The following is a 25,170-nucleotide window of genomic DNA, read 5'->3' on the forward strand; positions in this document are numbered from 1 at the left end:
GATCCGGATGGAATGAGCAGGCTTTTTAGAGACGTCGATGGCGGGGTGCTTGCCCCGCAGGGAAGCGTGGTCTGCATCGGTGCCTTCGACGGCCTGCACCTGGGCCATCGGGCGTTGGTGCGCCACGCCGTTGCCCGTGCCCGCGCGCTGGGCGTGCCCGCCGTGGCGCTGGGCTTCGAGCCGCTGCCGCGTGAGTTCTTCGCCAAGGACAACCCGCCGCCGCGGCTGATGCTGGCCCGCGACAAGGTGGCCACGCTGCGCGAGCTGGGCATCGACCAGGTCGGCCTGCTGCGTTTCGACGCCCGGATGGCGGCGATCACCGCCGAGGACTTCGTGCGCGAGATGCTGGTGCGCCGGCTGGGGGCGCGCGAGGTCTGGATCGGCCCCCGCTTCCACTTCGGCAACCGCCGTGGCGGCGATATCGCGCTGCTGCAGGCGATGGGCGCCGAGCTGGGCTTCGTGGCCGGCGAGATCGAGCCGGTGCACCTGAACGGCGAGCGCATCTCCAGCACCCGCATCCGCGAGCTGCTGGTGGCCGGCAACTTCGGCCACGCCGCCGACCTGCTGGGCCGCCCGTACGCGATCGGTGGCCGGGTGGTGCGCGGGCAGCAGCTGGGCCGTACGCTGGGTTTCCCCACGGCCAACTTGCGTTTCCCCAAAACACCCGCACTTTCAGGTATCTACGCCACCTGGGTGCACGGTGTCTTCGAACAGCCGTGGCCGTCGGTCTCGAGCTTCGGCACGCGGCCGACGGTGGAGGGCGTGGAGCCGCTGCTGGAAGCCCACCTGTTCGATTTCCAGGGCGACCTGTACGGCCGCCACATCGAAGTGGAGTTCGTCGCCAAGCTGCGCGATGAAGAGAAGTTCAACGATCTGCCGGCGCTGACCGAGCAGATGCACCGCGACGCCGAACAGGCGCGTCGCATCCTTTCCGAACACAGATTGCGAGCCACCGCGTGAGCCAGGATTACAAAGCCACCCTCCATCTGCCGGCAACGGAGTTTCCGATGCGCGGCGACCTGCCCAAGCGCGAGCCGGGCATCCTGGCGCGTTGGGAAGAGCAGGGCATCTACGCGCAGCTGCGCGAGAACGCCAAGGGCCGGCCGCTGTTCGTGCTGCACGATGGCCCGCCGTACGCCAATGGCCAGATCCACCTGGGCCACGCGGTCAACAAGATCCTGAAGGACATCATCGTCAAGTCGCGCTACCTGGACGGCTTCGATGCGCCCTACGTGCCAGGCTGGGACTGCCACGGCCTGCCGATCGAGATCGCGGTCGAGAAGAAGTGGGGCAAGGTCGGCGTCAAGCTGGACGCGGTCGAGTTCCGCCAGAAGTGCCGCGAGTACGCCGAGGAGCAGATCGACATCCAGCGCCGCGACTTCAAGCGCCTGGGCGTGATCGGTGATTGGGACAACCCATACAAGACGCTGAGCTTCGACTTCGAGGCCAACGAGATCCGCGCGCTGGCCAAGATCGTCGCCAACGGCCACCTGGTGCGCGGCGCCAAGCCGGTGCACTGGTGCTTCGACTGCGGCTCGGCGCTGGCCGAGGCCGAGATCGAATACCAGGACAAGACCTCGCCGGCCGTGGACGTGGCCTACGCCGCGCGGGATGCCAAGGCGCTGGCCGCCAGCTTCGGCGTCACGCTGCCGGCGGGCGTGGAAGTGGCGGTGCCGATCTGGACCACCACCCCGTGGACGCTGCCGGCCTCGCTGGCGGTGTCGCTGGGCGCGGACATCGAATATGCATTGGTCGAGGGCCCGGCCCACAACGGCCAGCCGCGTTGGCTGGTGCTGGCCTCGGCGCTGGCCGAGCGTTCGCTGGCCCGCTATGGCGTGGCCGAGGTGGTGGTGCACGGCCATGCCAAGGGCGCGGCGCTGGAGAACCAGCTGCTGGGGCACCCGTTCTACGCCAACCGCGACATCCCGTTGCTCAACGGCGAGCACGTGTCCGATGCCGACGGTACCGGTGCGGTGCACACCGCGCCCGGTCACGGCCAGGAGGACTACGTAGTCAGCCAGGCCTATGGCCTGCTGGAGCACTACAACGCCGGCCAGATCAACCCGATCGACGGTGCGGGCGTGTACCTGCCGTCGACGCCGCCGGCCGGCACGCAGGAACTGGCCGGGCTGCACATCTGGAAGGCCCAGCCGCTGATCATCGAGGTGCTGCGCCAGAGCGGCGCGCTGCTGGCGTTCGTCGAAATCCAGCACAGCTACCCGCATTGCTGGCGCCACAAGAAGACGCCGCTGGTGTTCCGCGCCACCCCGCAGTGGTTCATCTCGATGGACAAGGCTGGCCTGCGCGCCGATGCGATGAAGGCCATCGACACCGTGGGCTGGTTCCCGACCTGGGGCAAGGCGCGTATCGCCAGCATGGTGGAGGGTCGCCCGGACTGGACGATCTCGCGCCAGCGTACCTGGGGCGTGCCGATCGCGCTGTTCATGCACCGCGAGACCGGCGAGCCGCACCCGCGCACCGTCGAGCTGATGCAGCAGGTGGCCGACCGCGTGCAGGTCGAGGGCATCGACGTGTGGTATTCGCTGGATGCCAGCGAACTGCTCGGCGATGAGGCCGCGCAGTACGAGAAGGTCACCGATATCCTCGATGTCTGGTTCGACTCGGGCGTCACCCACGAAGGCGTGCTGCTGGCGCGTGGCTTCGGCAAGCCGGCCGACCTGTACCTGGAAGGCTCGGACCAGCACCGCGGCTGGTTCCAGTCCTCGCTGCTGACCGGCGTGGCCATCGACAAGGCGGCGCCGTACAGGCAGTGCCTGACCCACGGTTTCACCGTGGACGAGCACGGCCGCAAGATGTCCAAGTCGCTGGGCAACGGCATCGAGCCGCAGGACATCATGAACAAGCTGGGCGCGGACATCCTGCGCCTGTGGATCGCCTCGGCCGACTACAGCAACGAGATGTCGCTGTCGCAGGAGATCCTCAAGCGCAACGCCGATGCCTATCGCCGCCTGCGCAACACCGCGCGCTTCCTGCTCGGCAACCTGGACGGCTTCGACCCGGCCCGGGACCTGCGCCCGCTGGAAGACATGGTCGCGCTGGACCGCTGGATCGTGCACCGCGCGTTCGAGCTGCAGGAGAAGATCAAGCTCGCCTACGCCAGCTACAACATGGCCGAGATCGTCCAGTTGCTGCTGAACTTCTGCAGCGTGGACCTGGGCTCGTTGTACCTGGACGTGACCAAGGACCGCCTGTACACGATGCAGGAGGATTCGCGCGGCCGCCGTTCGGCGCAGAGCGCGATGTACCGCATCGCCGAGGCGTTCGTGCGCTGGGTGGCGCCGATCCTGACCTTCACCGCCGAGGAGCTGTGGTGCTACCTGCCGGGCGAACGCGCCGGCAACGTGCTGTTCACCACCTGGTACGACGGCCTGGCCCCGTTGCCGGCCGATGCACAGCTGTCGGCGGCCGACTTCGACCAGTTGCTGGCGCTGCGCGAGCAGGTGGCCAAGGTGCTGGAGCCGATGCGCGCCAACGGTGCCATCGGCGCGGCGCTGGAAGCGGAGATCACCGTCGCCGCCAACGAGGAGCAGGCCGCACGCTGGCAGCCGCTGGCCGATGAAATGCGTTTCCTGTTCATCAGCGGCGACGTGAGCGTGCGCCCGGCGACCACCGACGAGGTGTTCGTCAGCGCGCAGCCGACCGAGAAGGCCAAGTGCGTGCGCTGCTGGCATTACCGCGCCGACGTCGGCGCGGTGGCCGCGCACCCGGAGCTGTGCGGCCGCTGCGTCAGCAACATCGAAGGTGCGGGCGAGGACCGCCGCTGGTTCTGACCAGCCGCGGCGGTTGAAGGGGCGGGGGCGCCGACGGCCATGGCCGGGCGCCCGCGTCTTCCCTTAAGAATTTCTACGGATGCACACATGCAGTCGAAAGCGGTTAAACCCAATGCGTTGATCTGGCTGCTGCTGTCGGTGGCGGTGATCGGGCTGGACCAGTGGAGCAAGGCGTGGGTGCTGTCGAGCCTGCCCGAGTTCACGCCGGTGCCGGTGATCGACGGTTTCTGGAACTGGTATCGCACCTACAACACCGGCGCGGCGTTCAGCTTCCTCAGTGACGCCGGTGGCTGGCAGTTGTGGTTCTTCACCTTCCTGGCGGTGGCGATCAGCGGCCTGATGGCGTTCTGGCTGTCGCGCACGCCGCGTGCCAACTGGCGCAGCGCATTGCCGTATGCGCTGGTGATCGGCGGCGCGATCGGCAACGTGATCGACCGGCAGATCCACGGTCACGTGGTGGACTTCATCCAGTGGTACGTGGGCAACCATTACTGGCCCTCGTTCAACATCGCCGATTCGGCGATCGTGGCCGGTGCCGTCGGCATCGCCCTGTCGGGCCTGTTTGAAGGCAAGTCCGGAAAAAAAGCCGGATAATTCCCACCTGTTTCACCGAAACCGGCCATTGCCGGCCGGAGTATCTGAAAGATGGACGTTCTGCTCGCCAATCCCCGTGGTTTCTGCGCCGGCGTCGACCGCGCCATCGAGATCGTCAAGCGTGCGATCGAGACGCTGGGGGCGCCGATCTACGTGCGCCACGAGGTGGTGCACAACCGCTTCGTGGTCGATGACCTGAAGGCACGCGGGGCGATCTTCGTCGAGGAACTGGACGAGGTGCCGGACGGCAACACGGTGATCTTCAGCGCGCATGGCGTGTCGCAGGCGGTGCGCGGCGAAGCCGAGCGCCGCTGCCTGAAGGTGTTCGACGCCACCTGTCCGCTGGTGACCAAGGTCCACCTGGAAGTGGCGCGGCACTGCCGCGCCGGCCGCGACGTAGTGCTGATCGGCCACGAAGGCCATCCGGAAGTGGAAGGCACCATGGGCCAGTGGAACCGCGAGAAGGGCAAGGGCCACATCTACCTGGTGGAGAGCGTGGAGGACGTTGAGGCGCTGCAGGTCAGCCAGCCGGAGAACTTCGCCTACACCACCCAGACCACGCTGTCGGTGGATGACACCCGCGCGGTGATCGAAGCCCTGCGCACCCATTTCCCGGCCATCCAGGGCCCGAAGAACGACGACATCTGCTACGCCACGCAGAACCGCCAGGATGCGGTGCGTGACCTGGCCAAGCAGTGTGACCTGGTGCTGGTGGTCGGTTCGCCGAACAGCTCCAACTCCAACCGCCTCAGTGAGCTGGCCCGCCGTGAAGGCGTGGAGTCCTACCTGATCGACGGTGCACAGGAGATCGATCCGGCCTGGGTGGCCGGCAAGCAGCGCATCGGCCTGACCGCCGGTGCCTCGGCACCGCAGGTGCTGGTGGATGGCGTGATCGCCCGCCTGCGCGAGCTCGGCGCCAGCGGCGTGGCCGAGCTGGATGGTGAACCGGAATCGATGGTGTTCGCGCTGCCGAAGGAACTGCGGCTGCGCCTGGTCGATTGACCACGCCGCCGGCATTCATTAAACTTCGCGGCCACGCCGGAATAGCTCAGTTGGTAGAGCGGCGCATTCGTAATGCGTAGGTCGCAGGTTCGACTCCTGTTTCCGGCACCAAAGCAGAAAGCCGACTTTGCCAAGTCGGCTTTTTTGCTTTCCGGCCTGCGCGCGTGCGCCGCTGGTGCGACAACGTGTCGCACGTCCAGGTGCCTGTTTCCTGCGTGAAATCATTGTCAATGCCTATCCTAAGTGTTGCGTGAAAGCCTAAAATTGCGGCACTGACTCACGTTCTCTGTTCAGCGTCGTCCCGGCGGGCAATCCCCGGGCGGCTGTTCGCGCTTGTGGCATGGGGCGTGGGGGCCAGTACCTCCACCGCAATTGGATCGACCGATGATTCCGTTGAAATCTCTTGGACGCTTGTTGCGTCCGGGCCTGATTGTCGCGATGGCCGTCTTGATGACGGGCTGCGACTGGGCCTTGTTTGACCCGAAGGGCCAGATCGCCCGGGACGAACTCACGCTGCTGATCACCTGCACGGTGCTGATGCTGCTGGTCGTCATCCCGGTGATCGTGCTGACGTTGGTGTTCGCGTGGAAGTACCGCGCTTCCAACACCAAGGCCCGCTACGAGCCGACCTGGCATCACTCCACCGCCATCGAAGTGGTGGTCTGGTCGATCCCCTGCATGATCGTGCTGGTGCTGGCCGTGCTGACCTGGCGCTCCTCGCACGCCCTGGACCCGTACAAGCCGCTGGAATCGGACGCCAAGCCGGTCGTGGTCGAGGCCATCTCGCTGGACTGGAAGTGGCTGTTCGTCTATCCGGAAGAAAACGTCGCCGTGGTCAATGAACTGACCTTCCCGGTGCACACCCCGCTGAACCTGAAGATCACCGCCGACACGGTGATGAACGCGTTCTTCATTCCGCATCTGGGCAGCATGATCTACTCGATGGCCGGCATGGAGACCAAGCTGCACCTGATCGCGGACGAAGCCGGTACCTACCACGGCCGCTCCTCGCACTACAGCGGCGCGGGCTTCAGCAAGATGCATTTCGACGCGCACGCGGTCAGCAACGACGAGTACCAGGCCTGGTTGGCCAAGGTGCGCGCCGATGCCAAGGTGATGGACCAGGCGTCCTTCGCCGAGCTGAGCGCCGAGCGCAACCACGACTGGCACCCGGTGACCTACTACGGCAGCACCGAGAAGGGCCTGTTCGACTGGATCATCGCCAAGCACGTGGGCGACAACCACCACTTCGGCATGAAGCATGACGGCAAGGCGATGTCGCACGAGGGCGCGGGCCACGAGGCGATGAACCATGAAGCCATGGGCCACGAAGGTCACGACGCCGCAGCGGCCCCCGCCGCAGGCGAGGCTGACGGCCACGACGGTCACAATGCAGACGCGAACGCCGGGGCCGCTCACGCTGGCCACGGTGGCTCGGGAGAATGATGATGCTCGGAAAACTCTCATTTGATTCACTGCCGCACGATCCGATCGTGCTGACCACCCTGATCGGCGCGATCATCGGTGGCCTGGCAGTCGTGGGTGCCATCACCAAGTTCAAGCTGTGGGGCTACCTGTGGAAGGAGTGGTTCACCTCGGTGGACCACAAGAAGATCGGCGCGATGTACCTGATCGTGGCGTTCGTGATGCTGCTGCGCGGCTTCTCCGACGCGATCATGATGCGTGCCCAGCAGGCCGTCGCTGCCGGCGGCGCCGAGGGCTACCTGCCGCCGCACCACTACGACCAGATCTTCACCGCCCACGGCGTGATCATGATCTTCTTCGTGGCCATGCCGCTGATCACCGGCCTGATGAACCTGGTGGTGCCGCTGCAGATCGGTGCGCGCGACGTTGCCTATCCGTTCCTGAACTCGCTGAGCTTCTGGCTGTTCGTCGCAGGCTGCGGCCTGATGATGATCTCGCTGTGGATCGGTGAGTTCGCCGCGACCGGTTGGCTGGCGTTCCCGCCGCTGTCGGGGCTGGAATACAGTCCAAGCGTGGGCATGGATTACTACATCTGGGCGCTGCAGGTGTCAGGCCTGGGTACCACGCTGAGCGGCATCAACTTCTTCATCACCATCCTCAAGATGCGCACCCCGGGTATGAAGCTGATGACCATGCCGGTCTTCAGCTGGACCGCGCTGGTGACCAACGTGCTGATCATCGCCGCCTTCCCGGTGCTGACCGTCACCCTGGTGCTGCTGACCCTGGACCGCTACCTGGGGACGCACTTCTTCACCAACGACGGTGGCGGCAACGCCATGCTGTACATCAACCTGATCTGGATCTGGGGCCACCCGGAGGTCTACATCCTGGTGCTGCCGGCATTCGGTGTGTTCTCCGAAGTGATCGCGACCTTCTCGCGCAAGACCCTGTTCGGCTACAAGGGCATGGTGTACGCGACGGCCTGCATCGGCGTGCTGTCCTTCATCGTGTGGCTGCACCACTTCTTCACCATGGGCTCGGGTGCCAACGTCAATGCCTTCTTCGGCATCACGACGATGATCATCTCGATCCCGACCGGCGTGAAGATCTTCAACTGGCTGTTCACGATGTACCGCGGTCGCGTGCACTTCACCTCGCCGGTGCTGTGGACGATCGGCTTCATGGTCACCTTCACCATCGGCGGCATGACCGGCGTGATGCTGGCGATCCCGGCCATCGACTTCGTGCTGCACAACTCGCTGTTCCTGATCGCCCACTTCCACAACGTCATCATCGGCGGCGTGGTGTTCGGCATGTTCGCCGGCATCACCTACTGGTGGCCGAAGATGTTCGGCTTCAAGCTGGACGAGACCTGGGGCAAGCGTGCGTTCTGGGGCTGGTTCATCGGCTTCTACGTGGCCTTCATGCCGCTGTACGCCCTGGGCTTCATGGGCGCTACCCGCCGCATGCAGAGCTACCCGAACATGGAGTACCAGCCGTTCTTCGTCGTCGCCGCCGTCGGCGCCGCGATCATCGCCCTGGGCATCCTGTGCCAGGTGATCCAGATCTACGTGTCCATCCGCGACCGCAAGAAGAACATGGACCTGACCGGCGACCCGTGGGATGCCCGTACCTTGGAGTGGGAAACCGCTTCCCCGGTGCAGTTCTACAACTTCGCGACCCTGCCCAAGGGCGAGGAGCACGACGACTTCTGGCAGCGCAAGCAGCGTGGTGAAGCCTGGCCGAAGCCGGCCAAGTACACCGACATCCACATGCCGCGCAACACCGGTGCCGGCGTGGTGATCGGCGCGTTCAGCCTGGTGCTGGGCTTTGCGATGGTCTGGCACATCTGGTGGCTGGCCATCATCGGCCTGGTCGGCATGATTGGTACCTTCATCGTCCGTACCTTCGACAAGGACGTGGACTACTGGGTGCCGGCCGCTGAAGTGGAACGTATCGAGAACGAACACCGCCGCCACCTGGAAGCACAGGGGCTGGTGAAGACCGAGGTGAAGGCATGAGCACGAACGCCCACACGTTGAACCACGGTTCGGCTGCAGATGCAGCCGCCCATGACCACGAGCACCACGATTCGGGCGAGAACACCGTCTTCGGTTTCTGGGTGTACCTGATGAGCGATCTGCTCATCTTCGCCTCGCTGTTCGTGACCTACGTGGTGCTGTCCGGCGGCACCAATGGTGGTCCGGGCCCGAAGGAGCTGTTCGAGCTGCCGTTCGTGGCCTGGGAAACCGCGCTGCTGCTGGTGTCCTCGCTGACCTTCGGCCTGGGCATGATCGCCATGCACCAGTCCAGGCAGGGCCTGATGTTCTTCTGGCTGGCCATCACCTGGCTGCTGGGCGCCGGCTTCATGGGCATGGAACTCTGGGAGTTCAACCACCTGATCCATAACGGCAACGGTCCGGACTCCAGTGCCTTCCTGTCGGCGTTCTTCGCCTTGGTCGGCACCCACGGCCTGCACGTGACCGCCGGCCTGCTGTGGCTGCTGGTGATGTTCATCCAGCTCAAGCGCGATGGCCTGACCCCGCGCAACAAGACCCGCATGGCGTGCCTGAGCCTGTTCTGGCACTTCCTGGATCTGGTCTGGATCGGCGTGTTCTCTGTCGTCTACCTGTCGGGAGCTATGTAATGTCCGCACATGACAATCATGCACACGGTACCGGCGGCGAAAGCCACGGCAGCGTGAAGTCCTATCTGATCGGTTTCGTGCTGGCTGCGGTGCTGACCATCATCCCGTTCTGGGTGGTGATGAGCGGCGGCCTGTCCTCCGGCCTGGCCACCGGTGCGGTGATCGTGGTCGCCGGCATCCTGCAGCTGCTGGTGCACCTGGTGTTCTTCCTGCACCTGGACCGTTCCTCGGCCGCCCGCTGGAACGTCAATGCCGGCCTGTTCACCCTGGTGGTGATCGGCATCATCGTGGTCGGCACGCTGTGGGTGATGTGGAACATGAACCACCACATGATGCATTGAGCGGGTTGACCGCCTGAGCATCCGGGAAAGGCCGTCCTTCGGGGCGGCCTTTCCTTTTGGGCACGGCCGGCACGTGCCGCCACCGTCCGGAGGCGGGGCAACGGAAGCTGACGAAACCGTTCATTCGACGCCAACCAGCCATGATCGGGTTTGCTACCCTGTCCGCCTTTATGGCTCAGGGGCGCCCCGGTACTCCCATGGTGTGGTTACGCGTTTTTCCGATCCTGCTGCTGGTGGCCCTCAACACGCTGGCGCATTGCCTGCCGTTGTTCGTGGTCGCGCTGGTCAAGGCGATCCTGCCGTTCAAGAAGGTGCGCCTGGCCTGCAATCCGATGCTGACCGGATTGGCCGAGAGCTGGATCGGGGTCAACAGCGCGATGATGGGCCTGTTCACCCGCACCCGCTTCCAGGTCAGCGGCGATGCCGACCTGGAGCGCGATGGACATTATCTGGTGCTGGCCAACCACCAGAGCTGGGTCGACATCCTGGTGCTGCAGAAGGTGTTCAACCGGCGCATCCCGCTGCTGCGCTTCTTCCTGAAACGCTCGCTGTTCTGGGTGCCGGTGCTGGGCCTGGCGTGGTGGGCATTGGATTTCCCGTTCATGGGCCGCTACACGCGCAAGCAGATCGCCAGGAACCCGGAGCTCGGCCGGCGCGACATGGAGGTCACGCGCAAGGCCTGCGAGAAGTTCAACGCCATCCCGGTGGCGGTGATGAACTTCGTCGAGGGCACGCGTTTCACCCCGGCCAAGCATGACAGCCAGGGCTCGCCGTTCCGGCATCTGCTCAAGCCCAAGTCCGGCGGCGTGGCGTTCGTGCTCGACGCGATGGGCAAGGGCCTGCATGCGTTGCTGGACGTGACCATCGTCTATCCCAAGGGCATCCCGTCGATGATCGACCTGATGGCCAACCGTCTGCCGGAGGTGAAGGTATTGGTGCGCAAACTGCCGATTCCCGCCGAGTTGATCAACGGCAACTACCAGGATGACCGTACCTTCCGCGCCCAATTCCAGCAGTGGATGAATGGTCTGTGGGAACAGAAGGACGCCGACATCAGCCGCCTGCTCGAGAGCCGCGGCTGAGCCCGGACCGCCCAGCATCAAGGCCCCTGCGGGGGCCTTTTTGCTGCGTGCGTTCCTGCGCCGGTCGGCGGCGGGTGTACAGTGCGCGCCTGTCCGCAACATTTGATGAGGTCACGCATGAGCACTGATACCGCTTTCTATCCGGTGGGTACGCCCGGGCAGCCGTGGGGCGCGGCCGAGCGCGCGCAGTGGCTGGCGCGGCAGAAGGTGCAGCGCAGCCATGCCGAGGAAGTGGTGGCCAAGGTGGATGCCTTGCGTGATCGCTTCGATGTCTCGCAGTACGGCGAACTGGATTACCCCGGCGCGCGCTATCCGCTGCTGGCCGTGCGCAGTCCGGATTGGGACGACGCCTTGCCGGTGATGCTGGTGACCGGCGGCATCCATGGCTATGAAACCAGTGGCGTGCAGGGCGCGCTGCAGTTCCTGGACCAGCGTGCCGCCGACTACGCCGACAAGTGCAACCTGCTGGTCGTGCCCTGCGTCAGCCCCTGGGGCTACGAGCGCATCCAGCGCTGGAACGCACTGGCGCTGGACCCGAACCGTTCGTTCGTGCCGAACAGCCCGGCGCCGGAGTCGGCGGCGTTGATGGCGCTGGTGGCACCGCTGAAGGGACGCGTGCTGATGCACATCGACCTGCACGAGACCACCGACACCGATGAGTCCGAGTTCCGTCCGGCGCTGGCGGCGCGCGACGGCAAGCCGTTCGAACCTGGCGAAATCCCCGATGGCTTCTATCTGGTCGACGACAGCGAGAACCGGCAGCCGGCATTCCAGCAGGCGGTGATCGCCGAGGTGGAGAAGGTCACCCATATCGCGCCGGCCGACGCGCACGGACAGATCATCGGCTCGCCGGTGGTGGCGCATGGCGTGATCGAATATCCGCTCAAGGCGCTGGGCCTGTGCGCCAGCGTCAGTGGCGCGCGCTACACGACCACCACCGAGGTCTACCCGGACAGCCCGAAGGCAACCCCGCAGCAGTGCAACGATGCGCAGGTCGCAGCCGTGGTCGGCGCGCTGGACTACGCGCTGGCGCATCGCTGATCCGCACCGGGCGCCTGCCGCCCGGCATGCCCGGCGGCGGGCGTCCATGTGGCGGCGTGGGCCCACGGGCGTTCACGCCCTCACGCCGGCCGGGCAGGGACCATGCCGGCATGAAGACCCTCCTTGCGCTGCTTGTCCTGTCCCTGCTGGTCGCACCACGTGCGCACGCCGACGAGGTGCCCGCGTTCGACCGGCCGGGAATCGGTTTTTCCACCCGTACGCTCGGCAAGGGTGTGTTCGCCTGGGAGCAGGGCCTGCCGGACGCCAGCCGTGACCGCAGCGCGGGCACCACGACGACGACGTGGGCCGCGGCCACGCTGCTGCGCGCCGGCCTGTCCGATACGCTGGAACTGCAGTTGGGAGCGGACAGCTGGGGCCAGTCGTGCCGGCACGGCAGCGGCGGGCGCGTGCGGGAAAGCGGCGGCGGCGACGGAAGCGTGGCGTTGAAGTGGGCGCCGGCGTTGAGCGGGGAGCGGCTGTCGTTGGCGCTCAAGGCTGGCGCCACGCTGCCCTGGGGGCAGGCGCCGTTGGGCGGGGCCGGCCACGACTATGACCTGGGCGTGACCCTGGCCTGGGCCATGCCGCGGGACGCCAGCCTGGCGCTGTACGCGGACCGGCAGTGGGGGGAGGACGGCAGTGGTTGGCTGCTGTCGCCCAGTTATGGCGTTGCCCTGCGCGAGGACCTGGGTGTCTATGTCGAAGCCGGGTACGGCACCGGCGCGCAGTACATGCGTGCCGCCGGTGCCGGCGTGACCTGGATGGCCACGCCGCGCCTGCAGCTGGATGTCTCCTTCGTGCGCGGGCTGGATGCGCGCACGACGGACTGGCAGGGCGGCGTGGGGCTTTCCCTGGCCTTCGACTGAGGACGCCTCAGCGATTGACCGCCGGGCCGTGGACGTCCTTGTAGCCGGCGGCGCAGTCGGTGGTGCAGTCGGTGGTGAGCATGTTGCGGACGATCACGCCGCTGTTGTTCTTGGAACGGAAATGGCCGACGCCGTTGCTGGTGTCACCGCCGCCGAAGTTGTACGGACCACCGTCGCTCCAATCCCAGTCGAAGCTGTAGGCGCTGCTGCCGGCGCCGACGTCGACCTGTGCGTAGACGTTGGCGGCGCTGTTGAACAGCGCGCCGTCGCTGCAGCCACCGCTGTAGCTGGTGGTGAAGCAGTGCACCTGGTCACGCAGGCCGGCGGTGATCGTGTAGAAGCGGATGCCGGTGTAGGTGGCCGGGAAGGTGCGCAGGCTGCCGCTGCCACTGCCGGTCCAGCGGTTGTAGCCGTAGTAGCTCACCCCGGTGCTCGGGTACAGGCCGAAGGTGTAGTAGTTGTACGGGAACACATAGGCTTCGGCATTGCAGGTCGGTGCCAGTGTCGACTGGTAGCCGGTGCTGCGGCAGGTCTGCAGGCCGCGCAGGCCACCGCCGATGTTGATGAAGCGACGCACGCTGCCCTGGTAGCCGTGGTACTTGATGGTGGCCAGCATCATCGTGGCGCCGAGCGAATGGGTGACCACGTCGACCTGGCTCTTGCCGGTGTACGCCTTGACCTTGTCGATGAAGGTCTTGATGACCTGGTAGGTGGCCGGCGAGTGGTAGTTGTACTGCGGCGCGGCGCGCTCGCTGGCACTGAGGTAGGTGAGGCCGAACAGCTCGCAGTCGTTGTAGCCGGCGGCCTTGAGCTCGGCGTAGATCGAGCGCGGCGGGGTGGTGTAGCCGCTGACCGCGCCGGCCGGCATGTCGAAGCTGATCGCGCTGTCACCGTTGCCGGGGATGAACACCACCGGGGTGCGGGTGGCGGTGCAGCTGCCACCACCAAAGCCGCCCTGGCCGACGCCGGGGTTGAAGCCGCCGGCGTACTGGTTGGCGCTGCCGGTGCAGGTGTAGCCGTTGTTGCCGCCGCAATCCAGTGCGTGGGCCGTGCCGGGCAGCAGGGCGAGGGCGCCTGCCAGGGGCAGGCCAAGGGTGCCGAGGAAACAGGAGGCGAGGACAGGGGCGATGCGGATGGTCGACATGCGGCGGCTCCGGGCGGGTGGACCTGACGATCCGTGCAGCTTCCGCCCCTGCCCGGCGGGCGGGCAGTGTCCTTTGGGGAAACTTGCAGCGCAGCATCGCCCCGACGGGATCAGCGCCGCCGCCGCACCAGCATCGCCGAAGCCTGCAGGATGGCGCGGGTCAGCAGGGCCATGGTCCTGACCTCGCCCTTCCAGTGCTGCCAGTACAGCGGCACGTCCTCCCAGGCGCGGGCCTTGACGTAGACCAGGCGCCCGCTTTCCAGGTGGCGGCGCACCAGCGGCAGCGGGTTCATGGTCCAGCCGAGCCCGCCGAGGTTGGCGTGGACGAAGGCGCGGGTGGAGGGGATCCACCAGGTCGGTGCATTCAACGGCTGCGCGATGCCCGCCAGGCGGCGCGCGTAGCGCGCCTGCAGGTCATCCTTGCGGTTGAACACCAGCACCGGGGCCAGCGCCAGCGATTGGGCATTGACGCCCTTGGCGAAGTAGCGGGCATGGAACTCGGGCGTGCAGGTGGCCGCGTAGCGGATGCTGCCCAGCTCGTGGATCTGGCAGCCCTGCACCGGCTCGGACAGGGTGGTCACCGCGCCCAGCACCGCGCCCTGGCGCAACAGGGCCACGGTGTGGTCCTGGTCCTCGGTATGCAGGTCCAGGGTGGTCGTGGTGGTCTGCGAGAAGGCCTGCACCGCCTCCGGGAACCAGGTCTCCATGCTGTCGTGGTTGACCGCCACCGGGATGCTGGCGCGCGGCAGTTCGGCGTCGGAGATGCCGATGCGCTCGAACGCGTCACGCTCCAGCAGCGCGGTCTGTTCGGCCAGCTGCACCAGCACCTGGCCTTCCAGCGTGGCCTCGGTGGGGATGCTGCGCTTGACCAGGAGTTTGCCGACGCGGTCCTCCAGCGCCTTGATCCGCTGGGAGATGGCCGAGGCGGTCACGTTCAGTGACAACGCCGCGCGCTCGAAGCTGCCTTCGCGGATCACCGCGGCCAGGGCGCGCAATTGGGAGTGGTCGATCCGCATGATTAAGCTTTGCTAAAGATGGTTAACGAAGTTTAGCTCTACTTTTCGATGCTGCGCTGCGACAATTGCGCCTGTCAGCCGCGGTGCGTGGGTTCCTCCCGCCGTGGCAATCCCCCAGAAGAAAGGCAGTCCCCCATGTTTTCCGTCATTTCCGCCCAAGCCGCAGGCAGTGCCTGGTTTAGCGGTGCCGGCATCGGCATCGGCCTGTTCGCCATCGTCGGCGCGCAGAGTGCGTTCATCCTGCGCCAGGGCATCATGCGCCAGCACGTCATTCCGATCATCGCGACCTGTTTCGCGATCGATGCGGTGTTCATCATGGCCAGCGTGGTCGGCCTGCGCCGCCTGACCGAGCAGATGCCGTGGTTGACCACGGTGCTGCTGTGGGGCGGCGTGGCGTTCCTGGGCTGGTATGCGTTGCAGTCGGCGCGCCGGGCGTTCTCCGGCGGTGGCGGCATGCAGCTGGACGACAATGCCGAGCAGTCGCTGCGCACGGCATTGCTCGCCGCGGCCGGCTTCTCGATCATCAACCCGCACTTCTGGCTGGACATGATGGTGATCGGCTCCATCGCCGACAACTTCGGCGAGTCGCGCATGGCCTTCGCCGCCGGCGTGGTCACCGCCAGCGGCGTGTGGCTGACCGCGCAGGGCCTGGGCGCCCGCCTGCTGGCACCGCTGTTCACCAAGCCGTCGACCTGGCGGGTGCTGGACGGCACCATCGCGGTGATCCTGAGCGTGCTGGCCCTGACCCTGGCCATCCGCGGCGTCAACTGAGCCGCGCGGTCCCGATCACATGCAGCGGCCCCCGTGCTCTGGCGCGGGGGCTGCTGCGTCCGGGGCTCAGTCGGTGGCCTGCCAGCGCTGGGGCCATTGACGCATGAAGGCGCGGATCTGTTCGACCGGCATGGGCCGTCCGAACACATAGCCCTGGCCCTCGGCACAGTGCTCGTCCTTCAGCTGTGACAGCTGGGAGTGGGTTTCCACGCCTTCGATGGTGGCGGTGATGCCGAGCTTGCCGCACAGGTGCGAGACCGCGCCGATGATGGCGCTGCCCTGGCTGTGTTCGCCCAGGTCGCGGATGAAGGACTTGTCGATCTTGACCTTGTCGAACGGGAACGCGCGCAGGTAGCCCAGCGAGGAGTAGCCGGTGCCGAAGTCGTCCATGACGATGGAGACACCGGCGACCTTCAACCGCAGCAGGTGCGACGAGGCCGCCTGGATGTTCGCGATCAGTGCGTTCTCGGTGATCTCCAGCTCCAGCCGCGCCGCGGCCAGGCCGGCGTCGGCCAATGCCTTCTCCACGGTATCGGCCAGGTCCGGCTGGGCCAGCTGCGATACCGAGAGGTTGACCGCCACCTTCATCTCGTCCGGCCAGTGCGCGGCGTCGCGCGTGGCCTGGCGCAGCACCCAGTCGCCCAGCGGGATCATCAGCCCGATGTCCTCGGCCAGGGCCAGGAACTGGCCTGGGTCCAGCAACCCGCGTTGCGGGTGGTTCCAGCGCAGCAGTGCCTCGAAGCCGGTGACGCGGCGCTGCTGCAGGTCCACCAGCGGTTGGTAGTGCAGCACGAACTGCTGCTGCTCCAGGCCGGCCCGCAGCTCGGTTTCCAGCTGCCGCCGCAGCTGCATGCGGGTGTCCATCTCCGCCTCGAAGAAGCGGTAGCAACCGCGGCCTTCCTCCTTGGCGCGGTACAGCGCCAGGTCCGCGTTGCGCATCAGTTTTTCCGAACTGTCGGCCAGGTTGTCGATCAGCACGATGCCGATGCTGGCGCTGATGGCGATGGGATGTCCCTCCAGCTCGAACGGGCGGCCCAGGGCCTCCACCACGCGCGTGGCCAGCGACGCGGCTGCTTCCGGCGGCCGGCTCTCCGGTGCCATCAGGATCGCGAACTCGTCGCCGCCGAGGCGGGCGACGACGTCGTTGCTGCGCGCGCAACCGAGCAGGCGATGGGCGACTTCCTGCAGCAGGCGGTCGCCGGTGGGATGGCCCAGGGTGTCGTTGACCTCCTTGAAACGGTCCAGGTCGAGCAGCAGCAGGGCGCTGTGGCGACCGCGGCGCGCATCGGCCAGCGCGTGCTCGAGCTTTTCGAACAGCACCGTGCGGTTGGGCAGGGAGGTCAGCGGGTCGTGCTGGGCCAGGTAGGCGATGCGCGCCTGCGCCTGGCGGCGGGCGTCCACGTCTTCCAGCACGCCGGCCCAGCCGGACTGCTCCGGCCCGACCCGTGCGCCGCGTGCGCGCAGCCAGCGCCACTTGCCATACAGGTCGAGCACGCGGAACTCCACGTCCAGCGGGGTGCCGGCGGTGAAGCTCTGCTCCAGCGCGATCTCGATCGGGGCCAGGTCCTCCTCGTTGACCCGGCGCAGCCAGCCCTTGCCCAGGGCGTCCTGCTCCGGCAGGCCGGTGAGCTCGCGCCAACCGGTGACCGAACGCACCTGGCCGTTGCGGTCCGATTCCCACAGCACCAGGGCGCCAGCCTCGGCGACGGCGCGGTAGCGTTGCTCGCTGACCTTCAGGTCACGTGCAAGCGCACGGGCCTCGTCGGCGCTGCGCTTGAGCGCATCCACGCTGTCATTGAGGCTGGTCTGCAGGCTCTGCACTTCGGTGATGCGCGAGGTGGGGGGATCGGCCGGGGTGCCCTCGCTGGAGGCGATGTTGCGCCCGCGCTGGGCCAGGGCGCGGATCGGCAACAGGATGCTGCGCGCAATGGCGCGCGCCGAGAACAGCGCGATGATCGCCGCCAGCAGGCCGCCGAGGATGACGCCCAGCAAGGGGCGCTGCCAGCGCGCCTGGAAGCTGCTCTGCGGCTCGCCGACCACCAGGGCCCAGCCCGGCGCGGCATGCAGCTTGTGGAAGGCCAGCACGGTGCCCTTGCCTTCCTTGGTGGTGGCCTCGAACACTCCGGCGTTGCCGCCGTTGAGCTGCAGCTTGTACCAGTCCGGCGCCGGTTGGCCGATGAAGCGTTCGGGGTTGCGCGAGCGCGCGGCGATCATGCCGTTGCTGTCCACCACCGCCACCAGCAGGCTGGCCTCGTCGGCCGAATGCAGGATCGTGTTGATCAGGCGGTTGGACGGCTGCACCAGCGCGATCACCTGCGGTTGCCCGGTGCTGTCGGTGAAGGGCAGGGCGATGGCCACTTCCGGCGGCGCGCCGGTGGTGTCGGAGAACAGGTTGGAGACCTGTGCCTGGCCGGTCCGGCGCGCATCGCGCAGCACCGGCGTGGGCAGGGACTGCGCTTCGTCACTGCCGTCGCGCACCAGCCGGACCTCGGCGTTGGTGCCGGACCAGGCCTGCAGCCCGGGGCTGGCCGGGTCACCGTGCGGTGCAAGCACGGCAAGCAGGTGCAGCTGGTTGATGTTCTCGCGGATGCCCTGGTCCACGCCGCGTGCCAAGGCGACGGCTGTTTCCTGCAGGCGTTGCTCGGAATTGCGCCGGTAGTCGCGGGCGGTCAGGACGATGGCGATGACGCCGATCACCAGCAGTGGCAGCAGCGCCGCCGCGATCAGCCAGTGCAGCCGCGAGTACAGGCTGCGCGTGCGCGGCGGCGGGGATTGAGCGGTGGACGGGCGGGTCACCAAACCTGTGTCTCCGGATTCCTTTCATGGGTACGCACCGCCGCCGGGTGTCGTATCCCGTTGGCAGTGGGCAAGCGGCCCCTTGCGTGGCTGTTATGGCACGAAGGGGGTACGCGCGGAAGGTGCTTCAGGGTGCGCGGGGCGGTGAAGCGTGGGGAATGATCGGGTCAGCGATGTGACTTGTGCGTGGCAGCTACTATTCACAGTGAAGTACATCACGTTATTGGTGGCGGCCGCTATTCGGTGCGCTGTTGGGCAAACAGCCATTGCCACATCGCCGGGTTGCGGTAGGTGGGATCCCAGGCGTTGTGGTTGGTGTCCGGATACTCGGTGTAACGGAAGCCCGCACCCAACTGCTCGCTGGCGGCGTGGATGGCGCGGTCGTCGTGGGTGGGGACCAGGTCATCGCGTGCGCCATGGAAACTCCAGACCGGCACGCCACGCAGGCGGGTCACGGTGGCGACGTAGGGATCGGCTTCAGCGGCGACCTGGTCGACCAGCAGGCCCGGGCGCGCCTGGCGCGGTGCACGCAGCGCGCCACAGATCGGCACCACGGCGGCGAAGTGGGTGGGCCGGGTCAAGGCCAGCTCCCAGCTGCCATAGCCACCCATCGACATGCCGGTCAGGTAGATGCGGCGCGGGTCGGCCTGGAACTCGTTGCCGGCCGCATCCAGCACCGCCAGCGCCATGCGTGCGTTGCGGTCACGCCATTCCTCGCCCTCGGGAACCTGCGGGAACACCGCCAACGCGGGGAAGCTGTCGCGGTTTTCCTTCAGCCATGGCCCGAGCCCGGCCAGGGTGGGCTTGACGCCGTCATCGCCGCGCTCGCCGGAGCCATGCAGGAACAGCACCAGGGGGCGTTTGCCAGGGCTGGCCGCGCGGGCGGGAACGAACACCTGATAGCGGAACGTGCGGCCTTCGAACTGCAGCTGGCGGTCGACGAAATGGCCGTGGTCGGGCACGCTGGCCACGGGCTGGCTGCTGCAGCCGGCGAGCATCGACAACAATGAGGCGATCATCAGGAAACGACGCACGGGACTGTCCTCCGTTGGACACGGGCGGCGCGGGCGGCGCGCCGCGGGGGCGGCAGGCAGTGTGTCAGAATCGCTGTTCATGGTCGTCAACCGGCGGTCATCCAACGGGAGCGGACCTGTGATGAAGAAAGCCTGGGGCCTGGTGCTGGTATTGCTGCTGTCGGCCTGCGGCGCGGGCCTGGATGGCACCTATGCCGACGCGTTGGGCATGGCCACCTATACCTTCGGCCGCGACGGCAAGGTCGCCATCAAGGTCATGGGCCAGTCGCAGGAAACCACTTACGTCCGCGACAAGGACACCCTCAGGATCACGGTGCCCGGGCAGCCGGACGCAACGCTGGAGTTGGTCGTCAACGCGGACGGTTCGTTGCAGGGGCCGATGGGCATGCGACTGGCGAAGGTCGAGGACTGAGCGGTGCCGGTACGGTTAAAGATGCAACGCCTGCCGCCGATGTAGCAGGCAATCCTCCGTTCGAGTCCGCTGCCTGCATCCATGGCGATCCTTTCTGCACTGCTTGCCGCCCTCGTGGTCGGGGCCATCGCCTGGTTCTGGCAGCACGGCCACGCCGGGCCGCAGGTGGCCAGGCGTTCGCCACAGATGCCTTCGCCGCCACGCATGCCGGCCGACGAAGAACCGGTGGACGTCATGCCGCAGGTGGCCCCCGGTGACCTGCAGCGGCGCTTCCTGCTGCATGCGCTGGCGGTGACGGACGCATCGGCCGATGCGCTGCGCGTGCAGCGTTCGGTGATCGATGACGTGGCCGCGGCACTGACCCGCGCGGACCTGTCCTCGCGCTACACGCCACGCCGTCCCAACCTGCTGCCGCAGCTGATCCAGAGCGTCAACGACAGCGCCGCCTCGTCGCGTTCGATTGCGCGCATCATCGGCAGTGACGCGGTGCTGGCCGCCACCCTGCTGCGCATCGCCAACAGCCCGCTGTACCGCCTGCAGCAACAGGACGTGCAGAGCATCGAGCGGGCGGTGACGCTGATCGGCAACGACGGCATCCGCCAGATCATCTCCGCCGCGCTGGTGCAGCCGGTGATGGAGTCGGCGCGCGGCGTGGATGCGCAGTTTGCGCAGCAGTTGTGGGAATACACGCTGCGCCTGTCGCTGGCCGCGGCCGACCACGCACGCAGCGTCGAGCGCGAGGACGGCTTTGCCGCGCAGTTGGCCGGCCTGCTGCTGGGCCTGAGCGCGTCGATGGTGATGCAGGCGGCGGCCGACGTGCTGTTGCAGCCCCCGCTGCGGCCCCGCGAGCCGGGTACGTTGATGTCACTGCTGGAGCGCTGCACCGCGCCGACCGCGGTGCGCATCGCCCGTCACTGGAAACTGGCCGATCCCATCATCAGGGCCTTGCAGGAGGTCGATGCCGAGGCGCCGCAGGGGCTGGCGCGTTCGCTCCAGACCGGGCAGCTGGCCGCCAGCGCGGCGATGCTGCATGCCGGTGGGCGGATGAGCGAGGACGAGGCGGTCGCGATCCTGTCCACGCAGCTGCCCGGGCACGTGGCGAGCTGGCTGTGGAAGCGGGTCAGCCGCGAAGAGCCCGAGCTGGGCTGAGGCCCAGGTGCATCCCGGCCGGCGGCAGTATCAGAGTTGTGATTCCAGCGGCAACCAGCTGATCACCCGGGTGGTCGCACGCTGCATCCAGGTGGTATCCGGTTCGGTGCGCAGGGCGATGGCCGGGGTGTGGGTGCGGTCGAGCCAGCGCAGTTCATGGTCGCGGTCGAGGTAGACCCAGTAGCTCAGCTCCGGGCCCGCCAGGCGCAGGTATTCCTGGCGCAGGCGCGCGGCCAGCACCGGGTCGTCGAACAGGACGCCCATCTCGGTGTTGAGGTAGGCCGAGCGTGGATCCAGGTTGAACGAGCCGACGAAGCCGCGACGGTCGTCGACCACGAAGGCCTTGGTGTGCAGGCTGGCGCCGCTGCTGCCGAAGGTGCTGGCCTTCTCCGGGTGGCCGTGCGACCTGAGTTCATGCAGCTGCACGCCGCCGGCGACCAGCGGCCGCCGGTAATGCATGTAGCCGCTGTGGACGGCGGCCACGTCGTTGGCGGCCAGCGAGTTGGTGACCACGCCGACCTGCACGCCGTCCTGGACCTGGCGTACCAGCGCCTTGGTGCCCGCCGCGCCGGGCACGAAATAGGGCGAGATCAGCAATGACTTGTGGCGTGCGCCGAGCAGCACCTCGGCCAGCCGCGTGACCAGCCAGTCGGCGCGGTCGGCGTTGCCACGCTTGCGCGGCGGATCGGAATGGACATGGATGTCCGCGGTCCAGTGCAGGGCGAGGCGTTCGCTCAGGTAAGCGTCGTCGAAGCGCGCGCGGACGCGCTGCAGGTAGGGCAGGGCCTTCTGCTGGCGGGCATCCCGCTCGGCCTGGGTGATGAAGTTGCCCAGCTGCTGGTCGGTGCTGAACTGCAGCGCGGCGATGGGCACCACCGCGTCACTGTTCCAGAACTGGTCGAACACGGTACTGGCGTCGGCCGCCACCGGGCCGGCCAGCAGCAGGTCCAGGTCACGGAAGTTCACGTCCGGCCGCGCGTCGAAGTACTCCTCGCCGATGTTGCGGCCACCGACGATGGCGACCCGGCCATCGGCGATCCAGGCCTTGTTGTGCATGCGGTGGTTGATGCTGAAGGCGCGTTGCACCATTTCCAGCAGGCGCCACAGGCCGTCGCGGTTGCGGAACGGGTTGTACAGGCGGATCTCGATGTTGGGGTGCTTGTCCAGCGCCATCATCTGCGGGTCCAGGCCCTGGGTGTTCATGTCGTCCAGCAGCAGGCGGACCCGCACGCCGCGTTCGGCGGCCTGGTACACATCGTGGGCAAGCAGGTGGCCGACCATGTCGTCGTGCCACATGTAGTACTGCAGGTCGAGGCTGCGCCCGGCCTGGCGGGTGATGATCGACCGCGCGGCGTAGGCCTCCAGCCCCTCGGACAGGTAGATCGCACCGCTCTGGCCCGGATGTTCGGCCAGCACCGGCACCAGTGCGCGGTCGATCAGGGTCTGCTGGTCCTGCAGCGGCAGGGCATGCGAGGGCGCGCCGATGGCCTTGGGAGTCAGGCGGTCGCCCAGCAGCAGGCCACTGATGAACAACACCAGCAGCGCCGTCAGGACGATGCCCAGCAGGCGCAGCAGCCGCCAGCGGCGGGGAGGGGGCTTGGGTTCCATGCGCGAATCCTAGCCGGATCGGGGTGTTGGGTCAGTGCAAGGCGGAATCCATGACGTTCCGCCGGTGCCGGCGACGGCCCGCTTGGGTCAGAATCGGCGTTTACCTCGCCGTTGAGTCCTGCAATGACCGCACCTGCTTCCCCGTCCCGCGCGCCCAGCCTGGTGCTGCAGATCTTCATCGGCCTGCTGCTGGGCATCGCGCTGGCGCTGGCCTGGCCGGAAGCGGGCAAGGCGGTGGGCCTGCTCGGCACGGTGTTCATCTCCGCGCTGAAGGCGGTGGCGCCGGTGCTGGTGCTGGTGCTGGTCGCCGCTTCCATCGCCAACCACCAGCACGGCCAGAAGACCCACCTGCGTGCGATCCTGATGCTCTACGTCGTCGGCACCCTGGTGGCCGCGCTGGTGGGCGTGGGGGCCAGCTTCCTGTTCCCCAGCCAGCTGACGCTCAAGGATGTCGCCGCGGCCGGCGGCAGCGCGCCGAGCGGCATCGGCGAGGTGCTGCATACCTTGCTGATGCAGGTCGTCGACAACCCGGTCAATGCCCTGTTGCACGCCAATTACATCGGGCTGCTGGCGTGGGCGGTCGGCCTGGGCCTGGCGCTGCGTCATGCCAGTCCCGCCACCCGCGGCGTGGTCAGCGACCTGTCCGCGGCGATCACCTGGCTGGTGCGCATGGTCATCCGGCTGGCGCCGCTGGGCGTGTTCGGCATCGTGGCTTCGGTCCTGGCCGAGTCCGGCCTGGACGCGCTGAAGGAGTACATCCACCTGCTGTGCGTGCTGGTCGGCGCGATGCTGTTCATGGCCTTCGTCGGCAACCCGCTGATCGCGGCGGTGGTGATGCGCCGCAATCCGTATCCGCTGGTGCTGCGCTGCCTGCGCGAAAGCGGCGTCACGGCGTTCTTCACCCGTTCCTCGGCGGCCAACATCCCGGTCAACATGGAGTTGTGCCGCAAGCTGGGCCTGCATGAGGAGACTTATTCGGTGGCCATTCCGCTGGGCGCGACCATCAACATGGCCGGCGCGGCGATCACGATCTCGGTGCTGACGCTGGCGGCGGTGCATACGCAGGGGATCCCGGTGGATCTGCCGACCGCGCTGCTGCTGTGCGTGATCGCCGCCATCGGTGCCTGCGGTGCATCGGGCGTGCCGGGTGGCTCGCTGCTGCTGATCCCGCTGGCATGCAGCCTGTTCAACATCCCCAATGACGTGGCGATGCAGGTCGTGGGCGTGGGCTTCGTGGTCGGCGTGGTGCAGGACTCGGCCGAAACCGCGCTCAACTCGTCCACCGACGTGGTGTTCGTGGCCGCCGCCGAACACGCGCGGGCGCGCGGCTGAGGACGCGGCCGGTGCGTTTCACGCCCGCAGTGCGCATTGGCCTGTCGATCGCGCTGGCCACCGGCCTGTATGGCATCTCCTTCGGGGCGCTGGCAGTGGCCTCGGGGTTCAGCGTGCTGCAGACCGCGTTGCTGAGCCTGCTGATGTTCACCGGCGGCTCGCAGTTCGCCTTCATCGGCGTGGTCGGGGCGGGTGGCACGGGGGCAGCGGCGTTCGGTGCATCGAGCCTGCTCGGTGTCCGCAATGCCGTGTATGGCGCGCAGATCAACCGCCTGCTGCGGCCACGCCGGTGGTGGCGGCCGCTGGCCGCACAGCTGACCATCGACGAATCGGCCGCGACCGCGGCCAGCCAGCAGGACCCGGCCGAGCAACGGCGCGGGTTCTGGGTGGCCGGCCTTGGCGTCTACCTGCTGTGGAACCTGTTCACGTTGGTGGGCGCCCTGCTCGGCGATGCCATGGGCGACCCGCGCCGCTGGGGCCTGGATGGCGCCGCGGTGGCGGCGTTCCTGGGCCTGCTGTGGCCGCGGCTGCGCTCGCGTGAGCCGGTCGCCATCGCGGTGGCATGCGCGCTGGTGACGGTGTTGGCGCTGCCGTGGCTGCCGCCCGGCGTGCCGATCCTGCTGGCCGCGGCGGTCGCGGCCATCTGGGGCTGGTTCGGCCGAGGGCCGGCGGAGGAGGGGCTGGAGCCGGACGTGGCACCGCCGTCCGGCGGGGAGGCGCCACGATGAGCCTGTGGGGATGGTTGCTGCTGGGGGGCGGGGTGGCCTGGGCGACCAAGTTCGCCGGTTACCTGGTGCCGGTGCGCTGGCTGGAATCGCCGCGCATGAATCGCGTGGCGGGCACCTTGACCATCGGCCTGCTGGCCTCGCTCACCGCGATGAACGCCGTCTCCAGCGGACAGGGCATCGCGCTGGACGCACGCCTGGGGGCGCTGCTGGTGGCCGCGGTGGCGTTGGCGTTGCGGCTGCCTTTCCTGGCGGTGGTGGTGCTGGGCGCGGCCGCCGCCGCGCTGATCCGGTTGTTCTGAGGCCGTCCCGGGCCTTGGCGGCCCGACAGATGCGCGATGCCGTCCGCAAGTGGGACAATGCGCCACGCGCCGGCCACGCCGGTTCCCCCCGCTCC

22 protein-coding genes and 1 tRNA gene are annotated in these 25,170 nt (G+C 67.5%); 18 read left to right on the top strand and 5 right to left on the bottom strand.

The window, feature by feature from the left end; genetic code table 11:
• The first annotated feature begins 12 nt into the window (after window positions 1-12).
• From VA603_RS02330 to VA603_RS02385, 12 genes are all read left to right on the top strand, one after another.
• Window positions 13-960 carry a bifunctional riboflavin kinase/FAD synthetase gene (locus tag VA603_RS02330; RefSeq protein WP_323437823.1) on the top strand — a complete coding sequence of 316 codons (948 nt, stop codon included), beginning with the start codon at window positions 13-15 and terminating at the stop codon, window positions 958-960.
• Complete coding sequence (ileS, locus tag VA603_RS02335; RefSeq protein ID WP_323437824.1) at window positions 957-3,791, top strand: isoleucine--tRNA ligase; 2,835 nt, start codon at window positions 957-959, stop codon at window positions 3,789-3,791. Before VA603_RS02330 ends, ileS begins: the two co-directional genes overlap by 4 nt.
• Before the next feature lie 87 nt (window positions 3,792-3,878).
• Window positions 3,879-4,385, top strand: coding sequence for a signal peptidase II (gene lspA, locus VA603_RS02340; RefSeq protein ID WP_313255547.1), 507 nt, complete (start codon window positions 3,879-3,881; stop codon window positions 4,383-4,385).
• Window positions 4,386-4,436: 51 nt separating this feature from the next.
• Entirely contained in the window at window positions 4,437-5,387 is a 951-nt protein-coding gene (gene ispH / locus VA603_RS02345; RefSeq protein ID WP_323437825.1) for a 4-hydroxy-3-methylbut-2-enyl diphosphate reductase, read from the top strand.
• 35 nt (window positions 5,388-5,422) lie between these two features.
• A tRNA-Thr gene (locus VA603_RS02350) sits at window positions 5,423-5,498 on the top strand.
• 273 nt (window positions 5,499-5,771) lie between these two features.
• Window positions 5,772-6,833 (top strand): ubiquinol oxidase subunit II, encoded by a 1,062-nt coding sequence (gene cyoA, locus VA603_RS02355; protein WP_192286312.1) that lies wholly within the window; start codon window positions 5,772-5,774, stop codon window positions 6,831-6,833.
• A gap of 2 nt (window positions 6,834-6,835) precedes the next feature.
• A complete protein-coding gene (gene cyoB / locus VA603_RS02360) occupies window positions 6,836-8,833 on the top strand; it encodes a cytochrome o ubiquinol oxidase subunit I (protein WP_132864507.1) in 1,998 nt (665 codons plus the stop codon).
• The gene (gene cyoC, locus VA603_RS02365) at window positions 8,830-9,459 is read left to right on the top strand and encodes a cytochrome o ubiquinol oxidase subunit III (protein WP_323437826.1); all 630 of its coding nucleotides are present in this window, start codon (window positions 8,830-8,832) and stop codon (window positions 9,457-9,459) included. Before cyoB ends, cyoC begins: the two co-directional genes overlap by 4 nt.
• Entirely contained in the window at window positions 9,459-9,800 is a 342-nt protein-coding gene (gene cyoD, locus VA603_RS02370) for a cytochrome o ubiquinol oxidase subunit IV (RefSeq protein ID WP_132864505.1), read from the top strand. Before cyoC ends, cyoD begins: the two co-directional genes overlap by 1 nt.
• 197 nt (window positions 9,801-9,997) lie before the next feature.
• Complete coding sequence (locus VA603_RS02375; RefSeq protein ID WP_323437827.1) at window positions 9,998-10,882, top strand: 1-acylglycerol-3-phosphate O-acyltransferase, YihG family; 885 nt, start codon at window positions 9,998-10,000, stop codon at window positions 10,880-10,882.
• A 117-nt stretch (window positions 10,883-10,999) separates the two neighbouring features.
• Window positions 11,000-11,923 (top strand): M14 family metallopeptidase, encoded by a 924-nt coding sequence (locus VA603_RS02380; RefSeq protein ID WP_132864503.1) that lies wholly within the window; start codon window positions 11,000-11,002, stop codon window positions 11,921-11,923.
• Between the two features lie 110 nt (window positions 11,924-12,033).
• On the top strand, window positions 12,034-12,786 hold the full coding sequence (locus VA603_RS02385; RefSeq protein WP_323437828.1) for a transporter: 753 nt from the start codon (window positions 12,034-12,036) through the stop codon (window positions 12,784-12,786).
• 7 nt (window positions 12,787-12,793) lie between these two features.
• On the opposite strand, the gene phaZ7 is transcribed toward VA603_RS02385, so the two are convergent.
• Both phaZ7 and VA603_RS02395 read right to left on the bottom strand, forming a co-directional pair.
• On the bottom strand, window positions 12,794-13,930 hold the full coding sequence (phaZ7, locus tag VA603_RS02390) for an extracellular native short-chain-length polyhydroxyalkanoate depolymerase PhaZ7 (protein WP_323437829.1): 1,137 nt from the start codon (window positions 13,928-13,930) through the stop codon (window positions 12,794-12,796).
• A gap of 110 nt (window positions 13,931-14,040) precedes the next feature.
• Window positions 14,041-14,946 (bottom strand): LysR family transcriptional regulator ArgP, encoded by a 906-nt coding sequence (locus VA603_RS02395; RefSeq protein WP_132864500.1) that lies wholly within the window; start codon window positions 14,944-14,946, stop codon window positions 14,041-14,043.
• A gap of 135 nt (window positions 14,947-15,081) precedes the next feature.
• Between VA603_RS02395 and VA603_RS02400 the strand changes: the two genes are divergently transcribed.
• Complete coding sequence (locus VA603_RS02400; protein WP_132864499.1) at window positions 15,082-15,717, top strand: LysE/ArgO family amino acid transporter; 636 nt, start codon at window positions 15,082-15,084, stop codon at window positions 15,715-15,717.
• A gap of 66 nt (window positions 15,718-15,783) precedes the next feature.
• Here VA603_RS02400 and VA603_RS02405 read toward each other — a convergent pair whose 3' ends face one another.
• Window positions 15,784-18,513 carry a bifunctional diguanylate cyclase/phosphodiesterase gene (locus VA603_RS02405; RefSeq protein ID WP_323437830.1) on the bottom strand — a complete coding sequence of 910 codons (2,730 nt, stop codon included), beginning with the start codon at window positions 18,511-18,513 and terminating at the stop codon, window positions 15,784-15,786.
• A gap of 236 nt (window positions 18,514-18,749) precedes the next feature.
• A complete protein-coding gene (locus VA603_RS02410) occupies window positions 18,750-19,532 on the bottom strand; it encodes a carboxylesterase family protein (protein WP_323438068.1) in 783 nt (260 codons plus the stop codon).
• 136 nt (window positions 19,533-19,668) lie between these two features.
• Between VA603_RS02410 and VA603_RS02415 the strand changes: the two genes are divergently transcribed.
• Together VA603_RS02415 and VA603_RS02420 are read left to right on the top strand one after the other, a co-directional pair.
• Window positions 19,669-19,959, top strand: a complete 291-nt coding sequence (locus VA603_RS02415; protein WP_132864497.1) for a hypothetical protein — start codon at window positions 19,669-19,671, stop codon at window positions 19,957-19,959.
• 81 nt (window positions 19,960-20,040) lie between these two features.
• Entirely contained in the window at window positions 20,041-21,108 is a 1,068-nt protein-coding gene (locus VA603_RS02420) for an HDOD domain-containing protein (protein ID WP_323437831.1), read from the top strand.
• Between the two features lie 30 nt (window positions 21,109-21,138).
• Here the strand turns inward: VA603_RS02420 and VA603_RS02425 are convergent, their stop codons facing one another.
• A complete protein-coding gene (locus tag VA603_RS02425) occupies window positions 21,139-22,716 on the bottom strand; it encodes a phospholipase D family protein (RefSeq protein WP_323437832.1) in 1,578 nt (525 codons plus the stop codon).
• 123 nt (window positions 22,717-22,839) lie between these two features.
• Between VA603_RS02425 and sstT the strand changes: the two genes are divergently transcribed.
• Genes sstT through VA603_RS02440 form a run of 3 tightly spaced genes read left to right on the top strand, consistent with a single transcriptional unit; the run spans window position 22,840 to window position 25,075 of the window.
• On the top strand, window positions 22,840-24,048 hold the full coding sequence (gene sstT, locus VA603_RS02430; RefSeq protein ID WP_132864494.1) for a serine/threonine transporter SstT: 1,209 nt from the start codon (window positions 22,840-22,842) through the stop codon (window positions 24,046-24,048).
• A gap of 11 nt (window positions 24,049-24,059) precedes the next feature.
• The gene (locus VA603_RS02435; protein ID WP_313255569.1) at window positions 24,060-24,776 is read left to right on the top strand and encodes an AzlC family ABC transporter permease; all 717 of its coding nucleotides are present in this window, start codon (window positions 24,060-24,062) and stop codon (window positions 24,774-24,776) included.
• Window positions 24,773-25,075, top strand: a complete 303-nt coding sequence (locus VA603_RS02440) for an AzlD domain-containing protein (RefSeq protein ID WP_323437833.1) — start codon at window positions 24,773-24,775, stop codon at window positions 25,073-25,075. Before VA603_RS02435 ends, VA603_RS02440 begins: the two co-directional genes overlap by 4 nt.
• Window positions 25,076-25,170 lie beyond the last annotated feature (95 nt).

This window comes from Stenotrophomonas capsici (assembly GCF_034961085.1).
Taxonomy (GTDB): domain Bacteria; phylum Pseudomonadota; class Gammaproteobacteria; order Xanthomonadales; family Xanthomonadaceae; genus Stenotrophomonas; species Stenotrophomonas capsici.